16 protein-coding genes, 1 tRNA gene and 2 pseudogenes are annotated in these 17,186 nt (G+C 65.8%); 7 read left to right on the top strand and 12 right to left on the bottom strand.

Annotated features, from left to right (window positions below):
• The 3 genes and pseudogenes from QHF84_RS48445 to QHF84_RS50360 form a co-directional block, all read right to left on the bottom strand.
• Nucleotides 1–504 (bottom strand): annotated as a pseudogene (locus tag QHF84_RS48445) (hypothetical protein); the annotation flags it as partial.
• Nucleotides 505–631: 127 nt separating this feature from the next.
• The gene (locus QHF84_RS50365; protein ID WP_348652947.1) at nt 632–1,231 is read right to left on the bottom strand and encodes a class I SAM-dependent methyltransferase; all 600 of its coding nucleotides are present in this window, start codon (nt 1,229–1,231) and stop codon (nt 632–634) included.
• A gap of 21 nt (nt 1,232–1,252) precedes the next feature.
• Nucleotides 1,253–1,792: pseudogene (locus tag QHF84_RS50360) on the bottom strand (GNAT family N-acetyltransferase); the annotation flags it as partial.
• Nucleotides 1,793–2,146: 354 nt separating this feature from the next.
• Between QHF84_RS50360 and QHF84_RS48435 the strand changes: the two are divergent.
• The 3 genes from QHF84_RS48435 to QHF84_RS48425 all read left to right on the top strand — a co-directional run bounded on the left by QHF84_RS48435 (nt 2,147) and on the right by QHF84_RS48425 (nt 4,220).
• Entirely contained in the window at nt 2,147–2,737 is a 591-nt protein-coding gene (locus tag QHF84_RS48435; RefSeq protein WP_281320463.1) for a hypothetical protein, read from the top strand.
• A 300-nt stretch (nt 2,738–3,037) separates the two neighbouring features.
• Entirely contained in the window at nt 3,038–3,307 is a 270-nt protein-coding gene (locus QHF84_RS48430; RefSeq protein ID WP_281320462.1) for a hypothetical protein, read from the top strand.
• Between the two features lie 115 nt (nt 3,308–3,422).
• On the top strand, nt 3,423–4,220 hold the full coding sequence (locus QHF84_RS48425) for an alpha/beta hydrolase (RefSeq protein WP_281320461.1): 798 nt from the start codon (nt 3,423–3,425) through the stop codon (nt 4,218–4,220).
• A gap of 158 nt (nt 4,221–4,378) precedes the next feature.
• Here QHF84_RS48425 and QHF84_RS48420 read toward each other — a convergent pair whose 3' ends face one another.
• The 6 genes from QHF84_RS48420 to QHF84_RS48400 all read right to left on the bottom strand — a co-directional run bounded on the left by QHF84_RS48420 (nt 4,379) and on the right by QHF84_RS48400 (nt 8,480).
• Entirely contained in the window at nt 4,379–5,185 is an 807-nt protein-coding gene (locus tag QHF84_RS48420; protein WP_281320460.1) for a hypothetical protein, read from the bottom strand.
• A gap of 14 nt (nt 5,186–5,199) precedes the next feature.
• Complete coding sequence (locus QHF84_RS48415) at nt 5,200–6,687, bottom strand: hypothetical protein (protein ID WP_281320459.1); 1,488 nt, start codon at nt 6,685–6,687, stop codon at nt 5,200–5,202.
• A gap of 374 nt (nt 6,688–7,061) precedes the next feature.
• A complete protein-coding gene (locus QHF84_RS50355) occupies nt 7,062–7,334 on the bottom strand; it encodes a hypothetical protein (RefSeq protein ID WP_348652946.1) in 273 nt (90 codons plus the stop codon).
• The gene (locus QHF84_RS48410) at nt 7,331–7,669 is read right to left on the bottom strand and encodes a transposase (RefSeq protein WP_281320458.1); all 339 of its coding nucleotides are present in this window, start codon (nt 7,667–7,669) and stop codon (nt 7,331–7,333) included. Before QHF84_RS48410 ends, QHF84_RS50355 begins: the two co-directional genes overlap by 4 nt.
• Nucleotides 7,670–7,681: 12 nt before the next feature.
• Nucleotides 7,682–7,774: transfer RNA gene (locus tag QHF84_RS48405), tRNA-OTHER, on the bottom strand.
• A 247-nt stretch (nt 7,775–8,021) separates the two neighbouring features.
• Nucleotides 8,022–8,480, bottom strand: coding sequence for a carboxymuconolactone decarboxylase family protein (locus QHF84_RS48400; RefSeq protein WP_348652945.1), 459 nt, complete (start codon nt 8,478–8,480; stop codon nt 8,022–8,024).
• On the opposite strand from QHF84_RS48400, the gene QHF84_RS48395 reads away from it, so the two are divergent.
• Nucleotides 8,422–9,423, top strand: a complete 1,002-nt coding sequence (locus QHF84_RS48395) for a sigma-70 family RNA polymerase sigma factor (RefSeq protein ID WP_348652944.1) — start codon at nt 8,422–8,424, stop codon at nt 9,421–9,423. The genes QHF84_RS48400 and QHF84_RS48395 overlap by 59 nt on opposite strands.
• Nucleotides 9,424–11,517: 2,094 nt before the next feature.
• Here the strand turns inward: QHF84_RS48395 and QHF84_RS48390 are convergent.
• Nucleotides 11,518–12,594 (bottom strand): hypothetical protein, encoded by a 1,077-nt coding sequence (locus tag QHF84_RS48390; RefSeq protein ID WP_281320455.1) that lies wholly within the window; start codon nt 12,592–12,594, stop codon nt 11,518–11,520.
• Nucleotides 12,595–12,755: 161 nt separating this feature from the next.
• On the opposite strand from QHF84_RS48390, the gene QHF84_RS48385 reads away from it, so the two are divergent.
• Nucleotides 12,756–13,730: a hypothetical protein gene (locus QHF84_RS48385; protein WP_281320454.1), complete on the top strand. Its 975-nt coding sequence runs from the start codon at nt 12,756–12,758 to the stop codon at nt 13,728–13,730.
• A gap of 6 nt (nt 13,731–13,736) precedes the next feature.
• Here the strand turns inward: QHF84_RS48385 and QHF84_RS48380 are convergent, their stop codons facing one another.
• Nucleotides 13,737–14,120, bottom strand: coding sequence for a hypothetical protein (locus tag QHF84_RS48380; RefSeq protein WP_281320453.1), 384 nt, complete (start codon nt 14,118–14,120; stop codon nt 13,737–13,739).
• 909 nt (nt 14,121–15,029) lie between these two features.
• On the opposite strand from QHF84_RS48380, the gene QHF84_RS48375 reads away from it, so the two are divergent.
• Nucleotides 15,030–15,422, top strand: a complete 393-nt coding sequence (locus tag QHF84_RS48375; protein WP_281320452.1) for a helix-turn-helix transcriptional regulator — start codon at nt 15,030–15,032, stop codon at nt 15,420–15,422.
• 1 nt (nt 15,423) lies between these two features.
• On the opposite strand, the gene QHF84_RS48370 is transcribed toward QHF84_RS48375, so the two are convergent.
• Nucleotides 15,424–15,729 (bottom strand): hypothetical protein, encoded by a 306-nt coding sequence (locus QHF84_RS48370; protein ID WP_281320451.1) that lies wholly within the window; start codon nt 15,727–15,729, stop codon nt 15,424–15,426.
• Nucleotides 15,730–16,638: 909 nt separating this feature from the next.
• Here QHF84_RS48370 and QHF84_RS48365 point away from each other — a divergent pair.
• Nucleotides 16,639–17,076, top strand: a complete 438-nt coding sequence (locus tag QHF84_RS48365; RefSeq protein WP_281320450.1) for a glutaredoxin — start codon at nt 16,639–16,641, stop codon at nt 17,074–17,076.
• Nucleotides 17,077–17,186: the final 110 nt, after the last annotated feature.

Genomic DNA, 17,186 nt, shown 5'->3' with positions numbered 1-17,186 from the left:
CGCCGGCGGTGGCGGTGGCGGCGGCGGCGGTGGCGGCGCCGGCGGTGGCGGCGGCGGCGGTGGTGGCGGCGGCGGTGGCGGTGGCGGCGCCGGCGGTGGCGGAGGCTCGCTGTCGAGCAAAATGGCGAGGGTCAGAGCGAGCGCATCGGCGAGCTCCGCGCAGGTCGAGCCTGGATCGGAGAGGTGCCTCGTGAGGTCGCCGGCCTTCAGCGTCGCCGCGTACCCGTCCTCCGAGCGGGCGACGCGCACCTCGTAGACGGGCGCCTCCGGGTCGACGCTCGCCGGGTCGAGGGCCGGGCGTTGCATCTGACGCTCGACGGCCGCAGCGAGGGCAGCGGCGTCGGGGCAGTCGGCCGCCTCGGACGCGCGCTCGACCACGAGGCGGGGGAGCGAGGCCGCTGAGGCCCGGGGGACGGCTGCGCACGTGACGACGAGGGCGAGCGCGTGGGGCAGAGGTGAGGAGCGGCGCGGGGAGACGTCGGTGGGGCCCAAGGCGGGCGCCATGGTAGTCGAAATTTCGGACGGACAGGCTCGGGGCGTTGAAATTCGGGGAAACGCACCCCGAAACGGCTCCGGGTACGTTTCCTTTTTGGTAACGCTACGCGATCGCGCCGCTCTCGAGCCCAGACATCTATCTCTTCACCGCGTGGTGATAGTAGCTCCCGCCTTCGTCGGTATCGTCACCAACGAGCGTCAAGCCAGCCTCTGAAAGGATAGCTGCGTAGGCTGCAGCTCCCAACGAACGAGATTCGCGTCCCGTCATCAGATCGAGCCACGTGCATGCCTGCGACGGAGAAGAGAAGAGGAGTCGGCCACCAGGTTTCAGTGCCGCGCTCGTTCGAAGAATCAGAGATCGTTGTGTACTTTCCGGTAGCAAGAACATGAGCCCAACGGCGAGGATGCCATCGTAGGTTCTGCCGAACATGTGCGAGGTCTCGGCCGGCTCGCACGCGACAGATGCATGCGGAAAGCGACTTCGGAACGCCGCGACCAGAGTTGGCGACGCATCGATGCCGTAGACACGGAAGCCATCGTTCATGAGCGCTTCCGAGATCGGCACGCCTGAACCGCAGCCCAGGTCCAGGATCGATGCGCCCTTGGGTAGGTGCTGTGCCCAGGTGCGAACTACCGCCACGCCGATATGTGACTGCTCTCGATGCGCAATGAGCTTTCCTGCGACTGCTTCCCAGCCATTGGATGCGTCCTTCGCACAAGATTGTGTGGATGCCATCGAGCGTGACCGCAGCGGCTCCCACTGCCGCCTGAGCAGCCCATACACCCAGGAATCCGACACCTCGCCATCCACAATGCAATCTTCTCGCAGAGTGCCTTCACGCACAAAGCCGAGCTTCTCCAATACGCGGCTCGATGCCGTGTTGCGCGTGTCGGTCTCGGCCTGAACACGGTTCAGGTCCAGCGTGTCGAAGGCCCATTGCAACAAGGCGCCTGCGGCCTCGGTGGCGAAGCCTTGGCCCCATGCCGCGTCGTCGAGGCAGTAGCCCATCGTTGCGCTGCGATAGTCCGGGTTCCATTCGACCAGACAGCACCAGCCGATGAACACACCGTCGGCTGCGCGCTCGATCGCCAGCCGCGCGCCGCTGCCTTCCTGCTCCATCTGCTTGCAAACCGCAATGAAGCGCTCTGCCTGCGCGCGCTCGCGCCAGGGCGGCGCGTCCCAGTAGCGCAACACCCGTCGGTTGCTGTGTAGCGCGAAGATTGCGTCCGTGTCGGCTTCCGTGAAAGGGCGCAATCGCAGGCGAGCGGTGTGCAGCGTCGGGATTGGCAGGGGCATCTCTGCAGTGTAGCGTCTAGTGCAAATGAACCTCGGGGCGTAGCACGCTTCTCGCGCGACGGCCGACCTCGTCCTTCCACACCGCGCGGAGACCCGCTTCCCGCCCTGGGCCCCAGATGCGGCTCCTCCCCGCGGAAGCCGGCGCGGTCGCGTGACCGCGATCCTTTCCGCGTGCCCGACGAGCCACTGCCAGAAACGTGACCCGGGCGACCGAGCGGTACTATCGTGCCCACCATGAATGTTCGAGGTACGTTGGCCGCGATTGCAGTGCTCGCCGCGGCTGTGGCAGGGACAGCGGCTTCCCCCGCTCGCGCCCAGAACGCCCACCCTCCCGCCCGCGCCAGACAGCCGGTGATGGAGGTGCTCCACCGGATCGATCAGCGCGTACGGACCACACGTTATGTACATGTTACGCGTGTCGACGAGCGCGCGGGGCGCTACGATTTCGACTGCTCTGGCATGGCCGCGTGGGTGCTCTCACGAGCGGCACCTGCAGCCCACGCCGCCGTAATGCGGCGCAACGGGCGTGGCCGCCCGGTTGCCCGCGACTACCATGATGTTATCGCTGCCGCGCCGAAGGACCATCCGCGCGGCCCATGGCTGCGCGTGGCGCGTATGGCCGACGTCCGCCCCGGCGACATCATCGCGTGGCGTAAACCAGCCACCGTCGTGTCGCAGAATACGGGGCACGTCGCCTTCGTGGTCGCACCGCCGCAGCGGCTCGACCGCGCCGGTCACCGCTACCTGGTCCGTATCGCCGACGCGACGTCGATTCCGCACGGCGATGATACACGCGCGGAGCATAAGCGCTCCGGCTTCGGTTATGGCACCATCCTGCTGTACCTCGACGAGCCGCACGGCGAGCCCACCGGGTTCGGTTGGTTTGGCTCTCCGAAACGTGTCGATTTCCGCACGCACGTCGCGATCGGTCGCGCTGTCTTGTAAGCAGTAGCGCCAGGTCCGCCCCCGAGCCTTGCACCGGTGGTTTCGCGTGGACACCAGTGAACTGCCGAACGAGCGGCTGGTGCTGACCGTGCGCCGAGCTTCGCTTTGCTCGGCACGGTGCACCGCAACACACCCGCGCGTTGGGCAGAGCAACGCGGCCGAACAAACGACACAGGACCAGGGGACCTACAGATGATCTCGAGTTCCAGTGCCCTCGCCAGCGCCATCGCGGGCGCCACTTCAGTCCGCGTTACCCGTGTTGGAGAGTTCGACCCGCGTCACCGCGGCCGTACAACACCGATGATCGTCACGTCCGACCTCGCGGCACTGGACCGCGTGCGGGGTTGCCTCGAAGTGGACGAGGGAGCATTTGCGGAGGACTTGGCGCTGATGACGCCAGGTGTTCTCGATCTGACCTTCAGTGCCGGCCACGAGTTGCTCGCCACCATCAGCTACATCTATCCCAGCTTCATCCGATGGCGTGGCTGGAGCAGCGACGCCCGACTCGTCAATCCTGCCGACTTGATCGCGTGGTTGGTGGACCACGGATGGCGAGCACCCTCGCAATGACAATGGCGACCATGGCAACGGTCTTCCGCTCGGGATGTGCGTGGGGTCGCAACGATGCACCACCAGGCGTGGACCTGGGCCCCACTTGCGAAGCTGCGGCAGGCAGGACAGTCCCATGACGACCTGGATCAGTGAAGTCTGCGAAACGAACGGCATCAACATCCACTACCTCCGAACTGGAGGCGCCAAGTGTCCCGTCGTTCTGCTCCATGGATTGATGGGGAGCGGCGCCTGCTGGACGCCCCTGGCGCGGGCGCTCGAAGGTGAATTCGACGTCGTCATGCCCGACGCCAGAGGGCACGGCGGTTCGAGCGCGCCGCACCACGGATACCGGTACGACGATCACGCGAGCGACGTCGTAGGCCTCATCCGCGGCCTTGCGCTCTCTCGTCCGGTTCTGCTTGGCCACTCGATGGGCGGCATGACCGCCGCGGTGGTGGCGCGTCGAGGGGCGGGGGTCATTCGCGGCCTCGTCCTGGTCGACCCGACGTTCTTGAGCCCCGAGCGCCAACGCGAGGTGCGCGACAGCGACGTCGCCGATCAACACCGCCAGGCCCTCGGCTTACAGAAGTCTGACCTCGTTGCGCAGGCCCGAACTCGACACCCGCGTCGCTCGCCCGAAATCGTCGAACTTCAAGCCGAGGCGAGACTGAAGACCCGCATGGCCGCGTTCGACGTCCTCACGCCGCCCAACCCCGAGTATCGCGACGTGGTGAGCGCGATTGACGTCCCGAGCCTGCTCGTCATTGGTGACAGCAGCCCCGTCGTGACGCTCGAGATGGCAACGGAACTGCGGAGCCTCAACCCACGCGTACGAATCGAACAGGTAAAGGACGCCGGCCACGGCCTTCCATTTGAACAACCCGAGCGCCTGGGAGAGGTGGTCCTGTCGTTCTTGCGTGAGCTGGCTTAGCGGCTGCGGTGCATGTAGGACTGGTCCTCGAGGACCACGCAGGAGATATGAGCAGAAGTTACGGTGAGAGGAAAAAGGAAAGGCCGCCGCTTACCTCTCTTGCTTCGGTCTCGATGTCCTGGCGACTCTTCTTGTCCGCATTTATGTGCCGTCAAACGTCAGTTGCAGTAGTCGCCGTTGAGCGAGCAGGGAACGCAGACCTGGAATGCCTCGGGGCAGTTTTTCTGCGACAAGACGATGTCGATCGTGTTCACCAGCGGGATGCACGTGGGGAGGCATCGACCTTCGCCCAGAATGACGCCCGCGTCGCAGGTCGGCGGCACGTAGCTCGTGTCGCCAAAGCCCGTCGGGACGCAGACGTCGTCCTCCGGGGTTGCGCCGCACGAATCTTCGCCGAGCTTCTCTTCTTTGTCGTCGGGTATGAGCGTCCGCGGCGCGCAGCTCCCGCCGCCCTTGCCCTCGCAACAGGTCGGGAAGGTGACCGGGGGCTCGACCGGGGCGTCGCAGACGCTCGCGTCGCACGCTCCGCTCGATTCGCCCGTGAACGGGTCGTAGCAAGGCGCGCAGAGCTTTCCCTCCTCGCAGACGTCCTGCGGGAGCTGGTCCCGCTTTGCATGGATCTGCGGGACGCAGAGCGACATGCAGCGGCCTTCGGCGCCGCCGATGGACGCGCAGACGGGCGGCTTCGTGAGGCCGTCGGTGACGACGAGCTCCACGGGTACGCAGTGCGAGGGCGCCGCGGTATTCGCGCAGGGCGCGAGGAGCTCGAGTTGCTCGGCGCCGAGCTGATTGTCGTCGACGCAGCGGCCGCGCGCCTGGTGCTCGGGCAGGTCGCCGCAGATCCCGAGGTCACACGTCGGAAAGACGTCGAGGAGCACGTCGAGACCTTCCGGATTGCACTGCTCGGACGGCTCGGGCACCCCGACGCTCAAATCGGCGATGCAGCCCGCGAGAAGGAGGGTCATAAAAGCGTACTTCTTCATTGCCGTTCCCTGTTTGCCGAGTCCTCGGAGGTTTTGGCGGCGGCAAGCGTGGGCTTGGATTCTGGCGCCGGCAGCTCGAACGTGAGGCCGAGGGCAATCACGTGGACGCCGCCTCGGTAGCGTCCGCCATTGATGTAGACGGTGCGGCTCGGGTCATCGAGAGGCGGCGGACGGGAGCCGACTCCCTGCTCGACGCGCGCATCCTCGGGCACGACGGTCGTGTCCGGCTGGAAGATCTTCGAGTAGCCGAAGTTGAGCTGCAACGCTGGGTGCACGCGGACGCTGGTGCCAACGTGGAGGGCCGTCCGAGGCGCGAGAAAGTTCTCCACCGATTGGTATCCGTGCGTGTTGCCGTTGCTCTCGTAGGAGACTCCCGCGCGGAGCCACAAGCGATCCGGTATGACAATGGCGTCGCCGCCCGCGCGGAGGACGAACTGGTTCCTCCATCGTCGTTCGACGTACTTGACGTCCGGGAGCGCGCCGAGCGGCATTCCATCGACGCTCACGTCGATCGGGAGCGCCGCGTCGTCGGGGATGTCGACCGTCGTCCGCTGCGTCGCCGCGTGGCCCTGGTACGCCACGTCCACCTCGACGTCGAAGCGGGGGTGGGCGTAACGAAGCGCGACGGTGGTTTCCCAGCCAAACGGCTGGTTCACCTTCACGCCGTCGACGCGCGTCGAAAAGCCACCGCCGCTGAGGCCCGAGAGGAAGAGCGCAGCGTCGGCGTTCACGTCGGCCGTGTAGCTCGTGATCGAGGCGATGCTGAAGCCGTTGATCGGCTCGGCATCGACCGCGAAGGTGATCTTCGGCACGAAGTAGTCGACCCCGGAGAGCGCGTTGCGCGTGTCGAGCGTCGGCCCCGCCCCCGGCATGCCGGCCGTGTACGAGATGCTCTTGACCATTACGATCCCGGAGCCGAACGAGACGCCCGCACGGACCCTTTCGTGCAGCGAGGCGCTGAACCCGACCGTCGGGAAGAGCGCCGAGTTGTCCGTGACGACGTTCGCATGCCGCGACGGAGAGGCGACGCGCTGCCCATCGACCTCGATCGTGCCATCGGTCGGGTCGCCGAACTCGAGCTTGGATGTCGCGGAAGGCGGCGGCAGGATGCCGAACGCGATCCCGAACCGCTTACCGAGCGGAATCGAGACTCCGAGCTGCGGCACGACGAGCGGAGCCGCCTCGTTGCAGACCGTCGGGTACGTCGTGCCGTCGAGGTCCTCGCGATCGAAGCAGACGTCGGTGATGTGGAGCTGCGCGTCGAGCCCTATGTTCCAGCGTTTCGTGAGGTGCAGGCGGGCGGGGTTGTACCGCAGTGCGTCGAAGCCCGTCGCAGAGGCGCCCATCGCGCCACCACGACCGACGGCGCGTGCGCCCGCGACGGTAGATTCGATGCCTCCGGCGTGACCAACCCGAGGGATCGAAAGCGAGAGGAGCCCGTAAATCAGGCTCGTCCAAGAGACGATACGGACAACGTCAGACACGACAGGGCCTCCGTGGGCAACGTGGGGCGGGGCCGGGCTTGCTCGACGGCGCGGTCAGAGCCCCACTCGGGCGAGCCCACGAGCCGAGCGAGGCCGAAAGAGCGCGGTTCGCCCATGACACGCCGAGCAGGTCATCGAAAGCCAGCCCTAGCTCCCCGAGCTTGTTCCTATCGCTCTGACGTACCTTCATCGAGCAGCGAACAAGCAATGGCTCGCGTTCGACCTTCCATGGCTCTCTCGCGGACACCCCTATTTGGCTTGACGTCCCGCCCACTCCGCACCTCCGGCCAAGACGTTACCAGACTTCGCCACGTTCGTCATTCGTGGGGCCGAGGGATCACGAGGAAGCGAGTATCGGAGGCTTGCCGCTACATTCACGCCACATTCGCACCGCACCCCTTCACGCCTCGCAGCGGCTCCTCCGGTCGGGGCAGATTATGCCAGTGGCATGAAAGACCAGCGCATCCGCGTAGACCTGCCCCGCAAGCACGACGAGCAGAGGGGGGCGACGAACCCACCGATATCACCTCCGCGACCATTCGCACGCCCCATCCCTCGACCTCGGGTTTGCCTTTCGTCGCGAACTTCGGACGAATGACCCGGACCCGCACGAGGCTCGCGGGCCGCCATTCGAGTGTTTCGCTCACCTCCTCACCGATCCGCACGAGGGACGCGGCGCCTTTAGGATCTGCCGCCCATGCGGCGTGACCTTGCGCGTCTTCTGATTGGGCTTCTTGCGATCGGGCAGCTTCTCTCCGGAGGGCCGCTCGGAAGGCGGAGCCGCATCCGGCGTCTGCTCGGAGAGCCGCTCGAGGCCGCCGAGCGCCTCGACGACGGCGTTGAACGCGAGCTGCGTCTGCGCCGGATCGACCTGCTCGGCCTTGCGACCGAAGATGTGGCGGCGAAGTCGCTCGAGCTCGATGCTGGCGAGCTCGTAGAGCTTGCGATACTCGTCACGCTCGTGCCGACCCCGCGGAATCACCCAAGAAACGCCTGGAGCCGCCTTCGAGATTCGAACTCGAGACCTACGGTTTACGAAAGAATCTGGAGGGGATTCCGGTAGAGCGCCGCAAGTACACGAAGCGGCAACGAAAACAGCATCATCTCAGCCATTTTTGCGAAGACGATGGTGTTGCGGGGAGGCGACGGGATGAGACGTCTGGGGACGTGTCGGGACGCGGGTTGAGGCCACAGTGAGGCCACGGCGAGGCCCACGAGGAGGCTGGCCAGTTTGTCCAAAGGATCGATGCTGCGGTCACACAATTCCATTTGGTCGCACCTTCTGCAGCCTCGCTCGCACGCTCCCGATGGGCGCGACGCAAGAAGCCCTACCTTCACCAGCTCTGAGCGCCCGCGACCTGCCGTGTCGTGACATTCACGCGGTTGAACATGTTGACGAGCGCGATGTGGAGGACGAGCTGGGCCAACGCTTGTTCGTCGAAGTGGCGTGCGGCCTCGTTCCAGACGTCGTCGGGGACGGCGTCGGCGCGGTCGGCGAGGCGTGTCTCGGCTTCGGCAAGCGCGAGTGCCGCGCGCTCGGCTTCCGTGAAATAGGGGGCATCCCGCCAGCCGGCGAGCACGATCAGGCGATCGTCCGGCTCGGCCGCCTTCTTCTCCTGACGGGCATGCATGTCGAGGCACACAGCGCAGCCGTTGATCTGGCTGATGCGCGCGTGGACCAGGCCGAGCGTTCTCGGCGGTACCTTGCCGTTCTGCAGGCTCTTCACGAGCGTCATGATGGGCTGCATCGCCTCCGGAACGAGCGTCGCCGGGTTCTTCAGTCGTGCTTGCATGATAAATCTCTCCTTCTGGTCACATCCGGGCGCGCTCGCCCGTCACGGATGTGACGAATCGCAAAACGAGGACGTGACGGTGACGGACGAAAAAAATCTCATCAGCCTTTTCGAGGAGAGCCGGCCGCATCTCTGCGCGGTGGCGTATCGCATGCTGGGATCGCGCAGTGAGGCCGATGACGCGGTTCAGGAGACATGGCTTCGGCTGTCGCGAGCAGAGACGAGCGAGGTCGAAAACCTTCGCGGTTGGCTCACGACCGTCGTCGCGCGGGTGTGTCTCGACATGTTGCGTTCGCGGAAGGCCCGGGCGGAAGATGGCGACGTCGTGCCGGAGGAGGCGGCGACCTCGAATGCAGAGGATGAGGCCGTGCTGGCCGATTCGGTCAGCATCGCCTTGCTCGTGGTCCTCGAGACGCTCGAGCCCGTGGAGCGGCTCGCGTTCGTGCTTCACGATTTGTTCGGCGTGTCGTTCGATGAGATCGCGCCGATCGTCGGACGTTCGGAGGTCGCCGCGAGGCAGCTCGCGAGCCGGGCGCGGCGGCGCGTGCGTGGCGCGCCCGAACGCGATGAGGCCGAGCTTGCGCGACAGCACGATATCGTCAAGGCGCTTCTTGGCGCGCTTCGAGCGGGCGACGTCGAGGCCGTCGTCGCCGTTCTCGATCCGAACGTCGTCGTCCACGGGGGCGGTGCGGGCGGTCGGGCGCGCGAGATCCGAAGCGTGCGAAACTTGGCCAGGTCGGCTATCGGGTTCGCGAGGACGGCGCATGCATTCGACACCGCCGAACCCGCGCTCGTCGACGGCACCGTCGGCGCAATCTACGCGCCCGGCGGCCGGCTCTCACGCGCGCTTCGGTTGACGTTCGGCGAGGGGGTCATCACGCGCATCGACGTCATCGACGACGAAGACGGGCTGAAAACGCTCGAGATCGCGACACTCGGCTGACGCGGGCGTCGCGGACGACGTGATCTCATCCCCGGCCTCCCCCTAAAATCCGTTACGGCGAGATCGACAACCGTCCAGGCCCCGCTAGAGCGCCGAACGGTTCGGCGCTCTGCGAGATCGCGAAGCGAGCTCGCCTCGGGGGGTGAATCGGCCGGGCTCCGCCTGGCCGAGAGGGGGACGCGAGGCGTCCCCCTCGGGACAAGAGAAGCCTAGAACATCGAGCGGTTGTCAAACCGATCGATGTTCTAGCTGCCCACCCTATGGGACCAGCGAAGACTCCCAGCAGACGCGTCAGGGTGGCGTTCGCTCCGGGCTTTTCGTGTCATGACGGGGGTGGGCGAGTACGTTGGTACTCAAACCCATAAGGTGACGGCGCCGTCTACATTCTTCACGCACTTCCAGCCGGAGTCTTTGCGCAGCGGCGTTCGACGGCAGCTCGGAACCAGGGAAGCGCGCGGTGCTTCCGGCATTCGATGAATGTCGAGTGGCATGGTAAGATCGTCGTCAGAGCCGCCCGCGGCTCTGGACGCGGGCTCGCGCGAGTCTATGTGGATTGAGCCTCGCCCTTCGCGCGAGTCGCCCAAACGCTCTGCTTCGGCCGCGATTACCCCGGCGCCATGTCGAAGGGCCATCGATAAACGCGGACCGTCCCGTCCGAATGCGCCGATGCAGCGTGTCGCCCATCCGGGCTCATGGCCACGCACTCGACTGCGCCTGCATTCTCTGCCAGCACGCCCAGCGCCTTGCCCGTGACGACGTTCCAGGCACGGAGGGTGCCGTCCGATGAACCCGAGACAAGCGTGTCGCCATGGGGATCGAAGGCCACGGAGACGACCCGCTTCGTATGGCCAGCGAGCGTCCGTTCAGCTCCAGCGTCGTGTCTCCCAGAGCCTTACCGCTCCGTCTCCGCAGCCGGCCGCAAGGAGGCCGCCATCGGTCGTGAAAGAAAGGCCCCGCACGGGGCCCAGGGAGCCCCGCAAGACCCGTATCGGCTGTAGGGTCGCGTCCCATAACCGCACGGTGGCGTCGTTCCCCGCCGAGGCGAGCACGCCGCTGCCAGGTTCGAATGCCACGCTCCTGACGCGATCGGCGTGGTAACCGATATTCAGTCTCTCGCCCGCGGTCACGCTCCACAGACTCACGAGCTTGTCGTCCCCGCATGCGGCGAGCATTCGTATTCCCTGCTCCACCATCGCCACGCCCCGCACCGCGCTGCCCTGGCCTCGCAGCGTCTTTTCAATGGTCCCGCGAGCGGCATCAAGGAGGCGGACATCCCCGTCGTCGCAACCGACGGCCACCCCCCCCCGAGCCCGCAGCGAGGCATCGCGGGCGAGAAACGAGCTGGCGCGCCCAGCGCGGCATTCACGCGAACCGCCGCTCATCTAGTGCAGTTGGCAATGGCAACAAAGCTACTAGGCGTCACTTGCATTCTAACGGGAGTTCAGCCGGCTGTGGCGCAGACGCTCGCGGAGATTGGCGTCGATTCGGAGGCTTTACCGACGACACGGAGAAGCCTTCAGGATGGCCTTCAGGAGTGCCTGCGACGGATGGGCAAACTGTCCGGGTAGGTTGCCGTTAGCAGGCGGTCATCGCCAACCCTAGTGCGTCGGTTTCCCGCATCGAACTCGACATCCTCCCCGTAGAAGAACCACGAAGCGCATCACCTCCGCGAGTTCGGCAGGAAACAGCTCGCGCAGCGAGTCGATGGCCTACTGGAACGGCGTACGAAACCGCGGCGGCGGGGGCGGAGACAACGAGCGCCCCTCCCCCACCGCGTGCTTCATTTGCACCCGCGAGCTCGGCGCGCTGGGAGGTTCGTCGGGACGCATCGTTCGGGGGCGTTCGTGAGACATGAACGCATCTCCGTGGCGTGGGTGGATCACGAGCATCACGAGGGCGGCGACCACGCGCGGGATCTCCCTTCCTCATGCCTCGACGAACGCGACTCCGCGAAGCAGCCGTCGCCCTCGTGATGCTCGTGATCCGATAAAAGTGCTCCCGGAAGGGCGCAACGGACGCAACTCGCCCCGAGAGGTGCCCTCGCGCCCTTCCGGGAGCGCGCAATGTAACTTTTCGACGAACCCGATCCGCTCCTCAGCGCTGGCTAGCCAACGCCCGAAGCGCCGCGGCACGAAGATTCTCCCGATCCTCGTCCGGCTGCGGTCTCTCGCGTGCGTCGAGCTCCACGAGCTCCAGGGCACGTCGAGCATTCCCACGACGCAATGCAGCCTTCGCCTTGAACAGCCATGCATCTGACGGCGAAGCCCTGTCGGAGCTCGGTCTACTGGCCGGATTCGCGTGGGACCGCGCCCTCGTATTCGGCGCCGAGACAACCAAAACCAACGAAGAGCCCATCAGCGGAGGAGGCGCACATGCGCTCGACTCCATCCTCGGCGCCTCCGCACTCCCCCTCGGCTCCGCCTGCACCACGATCGCCGCCGATTCATCGGCAGACGCGGGACTCTTCTCCGGCGTAAGGGCCAAGGCAAGGATGCCGGCTGCCATACTCGGTAAAACGCGGAGCGGCGCGCCGAGCACGCGCGCGCTGATACGGAAGACCCCGCGCACCCACCCCACGAATGCCTCCGCGACCCGTGTGGCCGCGAGGAAACTCCCGAGCCCGACCAGGACCACCACCGTCCGAATGCCGCGGGGCCTCTTGATCGTGTCGAGTCTCGCCAGCTCGAAACGGGCCACGTTTCTGCCGCGTTGCAGCCAAGTCTCCACGGACTTGACGCTCGCGCCCATGCTCTTCGCCGTTTCCTCGGCGTTCTCCCCGAGCGCCTTGCCCTCGATCGCCCGCTGATACTCCGGCCGCAGCCGCGGCCAGATCATCTCGATCCGCTGGCGCTCCTCCAATGCCACGATCGCATCCCGCGGCTCGGGCACGAGCAGCTCCATTGCCGGCGCCTCCATGAGTTCCTGCCGTGCCAACGCCTTACGCTCCTTGATGTGCGTCAGTACGCGGAAACTCAGGATTGCCAGAACGATCTTCTTCCGTTCGTCCGGCGCGCTCGGAAGTGGCTTCTCTCGCGAACAAACGTCGACGAACACATTGGCGACGACATCCTCGGCGTCTTGGTCGTGAACCCCCTTCGCTCGTGCTCGTTCATAAAGAATCGGGACGAGCGCGATCAGCTCATCGTATTCTTCTTTTTTGGGTTGGTTCACGGTAAAACCTCTCGGGGTCGCGCCAACGTCCCCTCACTCGTAGAGGGTCGACGAGGCCCAAATCCCTTCAACGAATCGACATGCACCCCGAAAAAACTTGGGAGCCCGTGTCCCATCCAACCAAACGACGCGCACGTCTAGGTTTGGCGGTCCTGGTTCTCATGCTCGCCATGTTGGCCGTGACACCAGCCGCCGCGGAGGCCGCGTCTCACCACTACCGATTGGAGCTCTCCGCGAAACAGCTCCCGGCGTGCGATCGGCTCCAGGACTTCGAAGGCCTCCTCGATCTCGTGCTGGCGCAGCCGCTTCTCGAACCACCTGCGTCCCGGGTCCTTTCAGCGCGCATCGCCCGAACATCGAGCGGCGGATATGGCGTGGAGCTCGTCTTCACGGACCAAGACGGCAACGTGCTTGATACGATCCATCGCGAATACCCGGCCGCGATGTGTTGCCACGAGGTGCTCTACAAGGCGGCGCTCGCAGCGGCGCTCTGGATGGAGAAGCGCGAGACGTCCCCGGAGGAGCAGGAGCCGCCGGCACCTGCGAAAGGACCAGAGCCCTGCCCCTCGCCGAGGCAACCTCCGCCCGCAGCTCCGCCACCATCGACGCCCACGGAGCCCCCCTCGCCTCCCTTGCCCGTCGAGCGTCAATGGTTTTTCGGGGCCGGAGGGCTGTTCGCAGTCGGCATCGCCCCCGAGGTTGTCGGCGGTGCGAACATCGGCGGCGGGTATCGCGTCGCGGAGCGGTGGACGATCGAGGCGAATGCGCGCGCGACGTTTCCGCTGCTCACGCGGCCCCTTGGAGAGACCCTCGTACGCATGCACACCGCATCGACAACGTTGGGCCCCTGCTACCTGCGCGGCTCCTTTGGCGTCTGCGGCCTGGTCATGGCCGGGGCAATGTGGGCCGAGACCGTGAACCGGACGCACCCGAACCCGAGCCGCCTGCACTTCTTCGGTGTCGCCGTCCGCGGGCTCGTCGAACATCCGGTCGGCGATCGATTGAAGATCCGGATGGACGCGGAGATCGCTGGGAACCTGTTCCGGTCCAGGTTCACGGCCGAAGAGAAGCCGACGCGATGGCGCACGGAGGCGGTGGCGGCGAACTTCGGAGCGTCGCTCCTTTACTGGTTCTGATCCGGCTCAGATGACAGGCTCGCGGCAGCAGAACGTCGTCGCGTCCGCGAGGAAGACGTCGCCGACCGGTTCGCTGCCGTGCGGTTCGCAGGTGCCAGGCTGATAGTCGAGCACCTCGGCGGCGATGCCAGCGAGCGCGACGCCGGACATGAGAAGGTGGCAACCACCCCCCATCTCGGGCGAGATGTCAACCTCCAATCGCTGGACGGAGCACACCGCGTCGCTGTACACGTGGACCTTGACGGAGCACATCGCGCCCGTCGGCGGATCACACGAACAGGCCTCGCACTGCCGCTGATCGTCGACCACTCCGTAGAGGAGGCGCTTGTCCGGCCAGCCTTCGGGGCACGGTTCGTCGCCCGCGCGCATCAAGCACGTGGCGAAAGGCATGCCCGAGGGTGGCAGACAAACCTCATCCTCTCCTTCACACGCCGGCCAAGGTGCACGGGCGCAGGCGCGGGCGAATGGCGCGCCAAACCCTCCGGGCACGAGGTGGGCCGGTCCGGGCGGAGGATCACTGCCATGCGGCGTACAGGGCGGCTCCTCGATGGTAGGCGCGGAGATGTAGATCCCTCCGACACACGGCACGCCGCCACACTGGAGGCCAGCCGGGATCGAGTTCGTCGCGGAACAACCACCTTCCCAACCCGCAGGAGGGTCGAAATTCGTATCGACACCGCTGCCCGCACATGAGTCGGAGGTCACCGTCCACGTCGTGGGCACGTGACATCCTCCTTCTATGGGTGACTCACACGTGCACGTCGGGCACACGGGCCCCCACGCCGGCGCGGGCCTTCCCTCGAAGGCGATCTCGGGCGCGTCCTCCGGACAAACGGGCACGTCGATCTCTGCACCCGTGGCGAGCAGCACGGGCGCCCAGTCGGGAGCTGGGACCACGCACGACCCATCCGTACACGAGGATTGCGAGCCATCGCCGGCCTCCGTGCCGCCATCGACGCACTCGGGGAGCGGCGGGGGAGCACCGTCCGGGCAGTCCTCCGGCCAAGGGCACGGGCAACACTTCGGGGGCGTGCCGGGCGCGCAGTCCGAACCGATGTTGGCATCGTCGTACCAGCAACCGGCAGCCAAGAACGATGCGGCGGTCGCCGACGTCACGAGCCATGCAGCGAGGAAAAGGCGGACGTTCATCCCATGGTGATGCTACCTCGCGCGTAGATGACGCGTCAAGGCCGGAGACAAACCCCGGGGACTCCGATCACGGGACCTCTGCTCCGGTGACCGTGTGACCGGACAATCGGTTTTTGACGGAAGGGTTTGTCGGTGGAGGCAAGGCGTGGTATGGGTGGGTCGACGACCTTCGTCGGGAAGGACCAGCTTGTGCCTCGACAAGAAAAACGCGACGCTCAAGAGTTTCGTATCCGGGTGGGTGCCCGCGTCCGTGAGCTGCGCCTGCATCGGGGGATGACGCAGGCAGAGCTCGCGGAGGCGAGCGGCTTGTCCAGGGGGTATCTGTCGAACATCGAGCGGGCTCGCGTCAACGCGACGATGATCCCAATTGGCCGCATCGCGGCAGCGCTCGATGTCGTACCCATGTTCATATTTACAGGGGCCAACGACGACGAGTTGTCGCGCGTGTTCGACAGGTTGAGGTTTCTCCCGGCGCTCGAGGCGACACGAGTGCTGAAGGATTGGGCGAAAGGAATCCAGCGTTCCTTCGCTCGTGGGAAATGACTCATGAGCAGAGCTTCTTGCTCGATGAGATCATCGACCAGACGGCGGTGACCTGACCCCCGAACGCTTGCGCGATCTCGACCACGCCCGAACCGGCCGCGAACAGTACCAGCACGCGCGTCGAGCGCGCATCCGATTCGAGAATACGCTCGAGCGTGCTCCGGGCCTCTGCCACCTGATCGGGCAGCGCCCCGGGCTCCGAGATCTCTATATCCTCGTCGAGCGGCTCCGCCGGGTGGCGGTTGTGGCTGCGCTTCCTGAGGTTGCGAGCGAGACGCCCGTTACAGACTACGCACGTAACAGTCACACGTGACGTTAGCAGCCTGTGGAATTATCGTCGCGAGCGCCCCGAAGCTAGGGCGACGGAGCGAGGAATCCTGAAGGATTTCGAGCGATGTCGACCGACGATTCGGGGCGCGCAGCAGATAAGTCCACGGGCTGTTAGGTCGCACGCGTCTACGAGATTCTCGATGATTCCAGATGCGCAACGTTCGGGGCTCCACGGGGATCCAACATCGCCGCACCGAAGGGGTCCTCATGAAGCTCGCTCAATCCGTTCCGCTCGCCGCCGTCCTCGCCAGCTCCGCCTGCACGGGACCGATCCCAGGCATCCCGCCCGTCGAGTTCCGCCTGAACAGCCCCGCGCAGCCGACGACCGTCAACGACAACCACCAGGAGACGCACCACCAGGAGACGCACACGACGACCGTGCAGGTCGTGCAGCCGGTCCTCGTGCCGTACCCCTACCCCGTCGCTGTCCCCCGCCCTCCCCGCCCACAGCGGCCCTTTCAACCTCTGCCGCGGCACCCCTGCACAGCTCAGTGGCGACCTTTCTCCCCTCAGCCGCTGCCGCCCAAGCGGAGCCCTGGCTCGCTCGGATCGCCGTCCTGGAGGCGCCAGGCATGCGCCCCTTGGGCCCGGCCATGGGCGCGCAATTTCACGAGGGACAGGCGTTCGAGCTACCGCTCCCGCTCGAACCTGGGAGCTGCTACTCGATTGTCGGTGCCGGAGTCGGTATCGCGGAGCTCGACCTCGAGCTCGTGATCTGGTCTCCGACTTCGCATGCTGGGGTCCTCGCGCACCGGCGTTCCACGGCTGCCCCGAACCAGGGCAACACGCGGTGCGTCCGGCATTCGATGGCCGTCGAATGGCCCAGCAAGATTGTCGTCAGGGCCGCTCGCGGCTCCGGACTCGGGGTCGCGCGAGTCTACGTGGATTGAGTCTCGCACCCGTCGACCTGACCGCGGACGGCAGCACGTTGCAACACGCTCGTGTATGGACTACACGAACGTCCATGAGCACTCGCCCAACCCTTCCGAGCGACAAGGTTTCCCCCGAGGTCCACGACATCCTCGCGTCTTTCCACCGAGGCATTGTCGACGAAGTCGCCGCCGCTGTCGCGCGTGATCCCGTCGTCGTCGTCGGCATGGCGCAAAATCCGGTCGTGAAAAACGCCCGCAAATTGCTCGAACAGGCAGGCATCAAGTATACGTATCTCGAGTACGGAAGCTACTTTTCCCGCTGGAAGGAACGCCTCGCCATCAAGCTCTGGGCAGGTTTTCCGACCTTTCCGATGGTGTTCATCGATGGCATGCTTGTCGGCGGGCACAGTGAGCTCAAAAAACTCGAGGCGGCCGGCAAGCTCAAAAAGTAATAACGTGCTGGAGGAGTGGACGAGGAAGATCCAGCGGTCTTTCAGCGAAGATAAACCGCCGAAGTCGGGGGTCGTGCTCCGCCGGTCGGAGTAGCTCGGGCCCGCCACGG

It is taken from the genome of Polyangium sp. y55x31, from assembly GCF_029946505.1.
GTDB lineage: Bacteria > Myxococcota_A > Polyangia > Polyangiales > Polyangiaceae > Polyangium.
The sequence above is the reverse complement of the archived record's forward strand: the minus strand, read 5'-3'. Positions and strand labels throughout refer to the sequence as shown.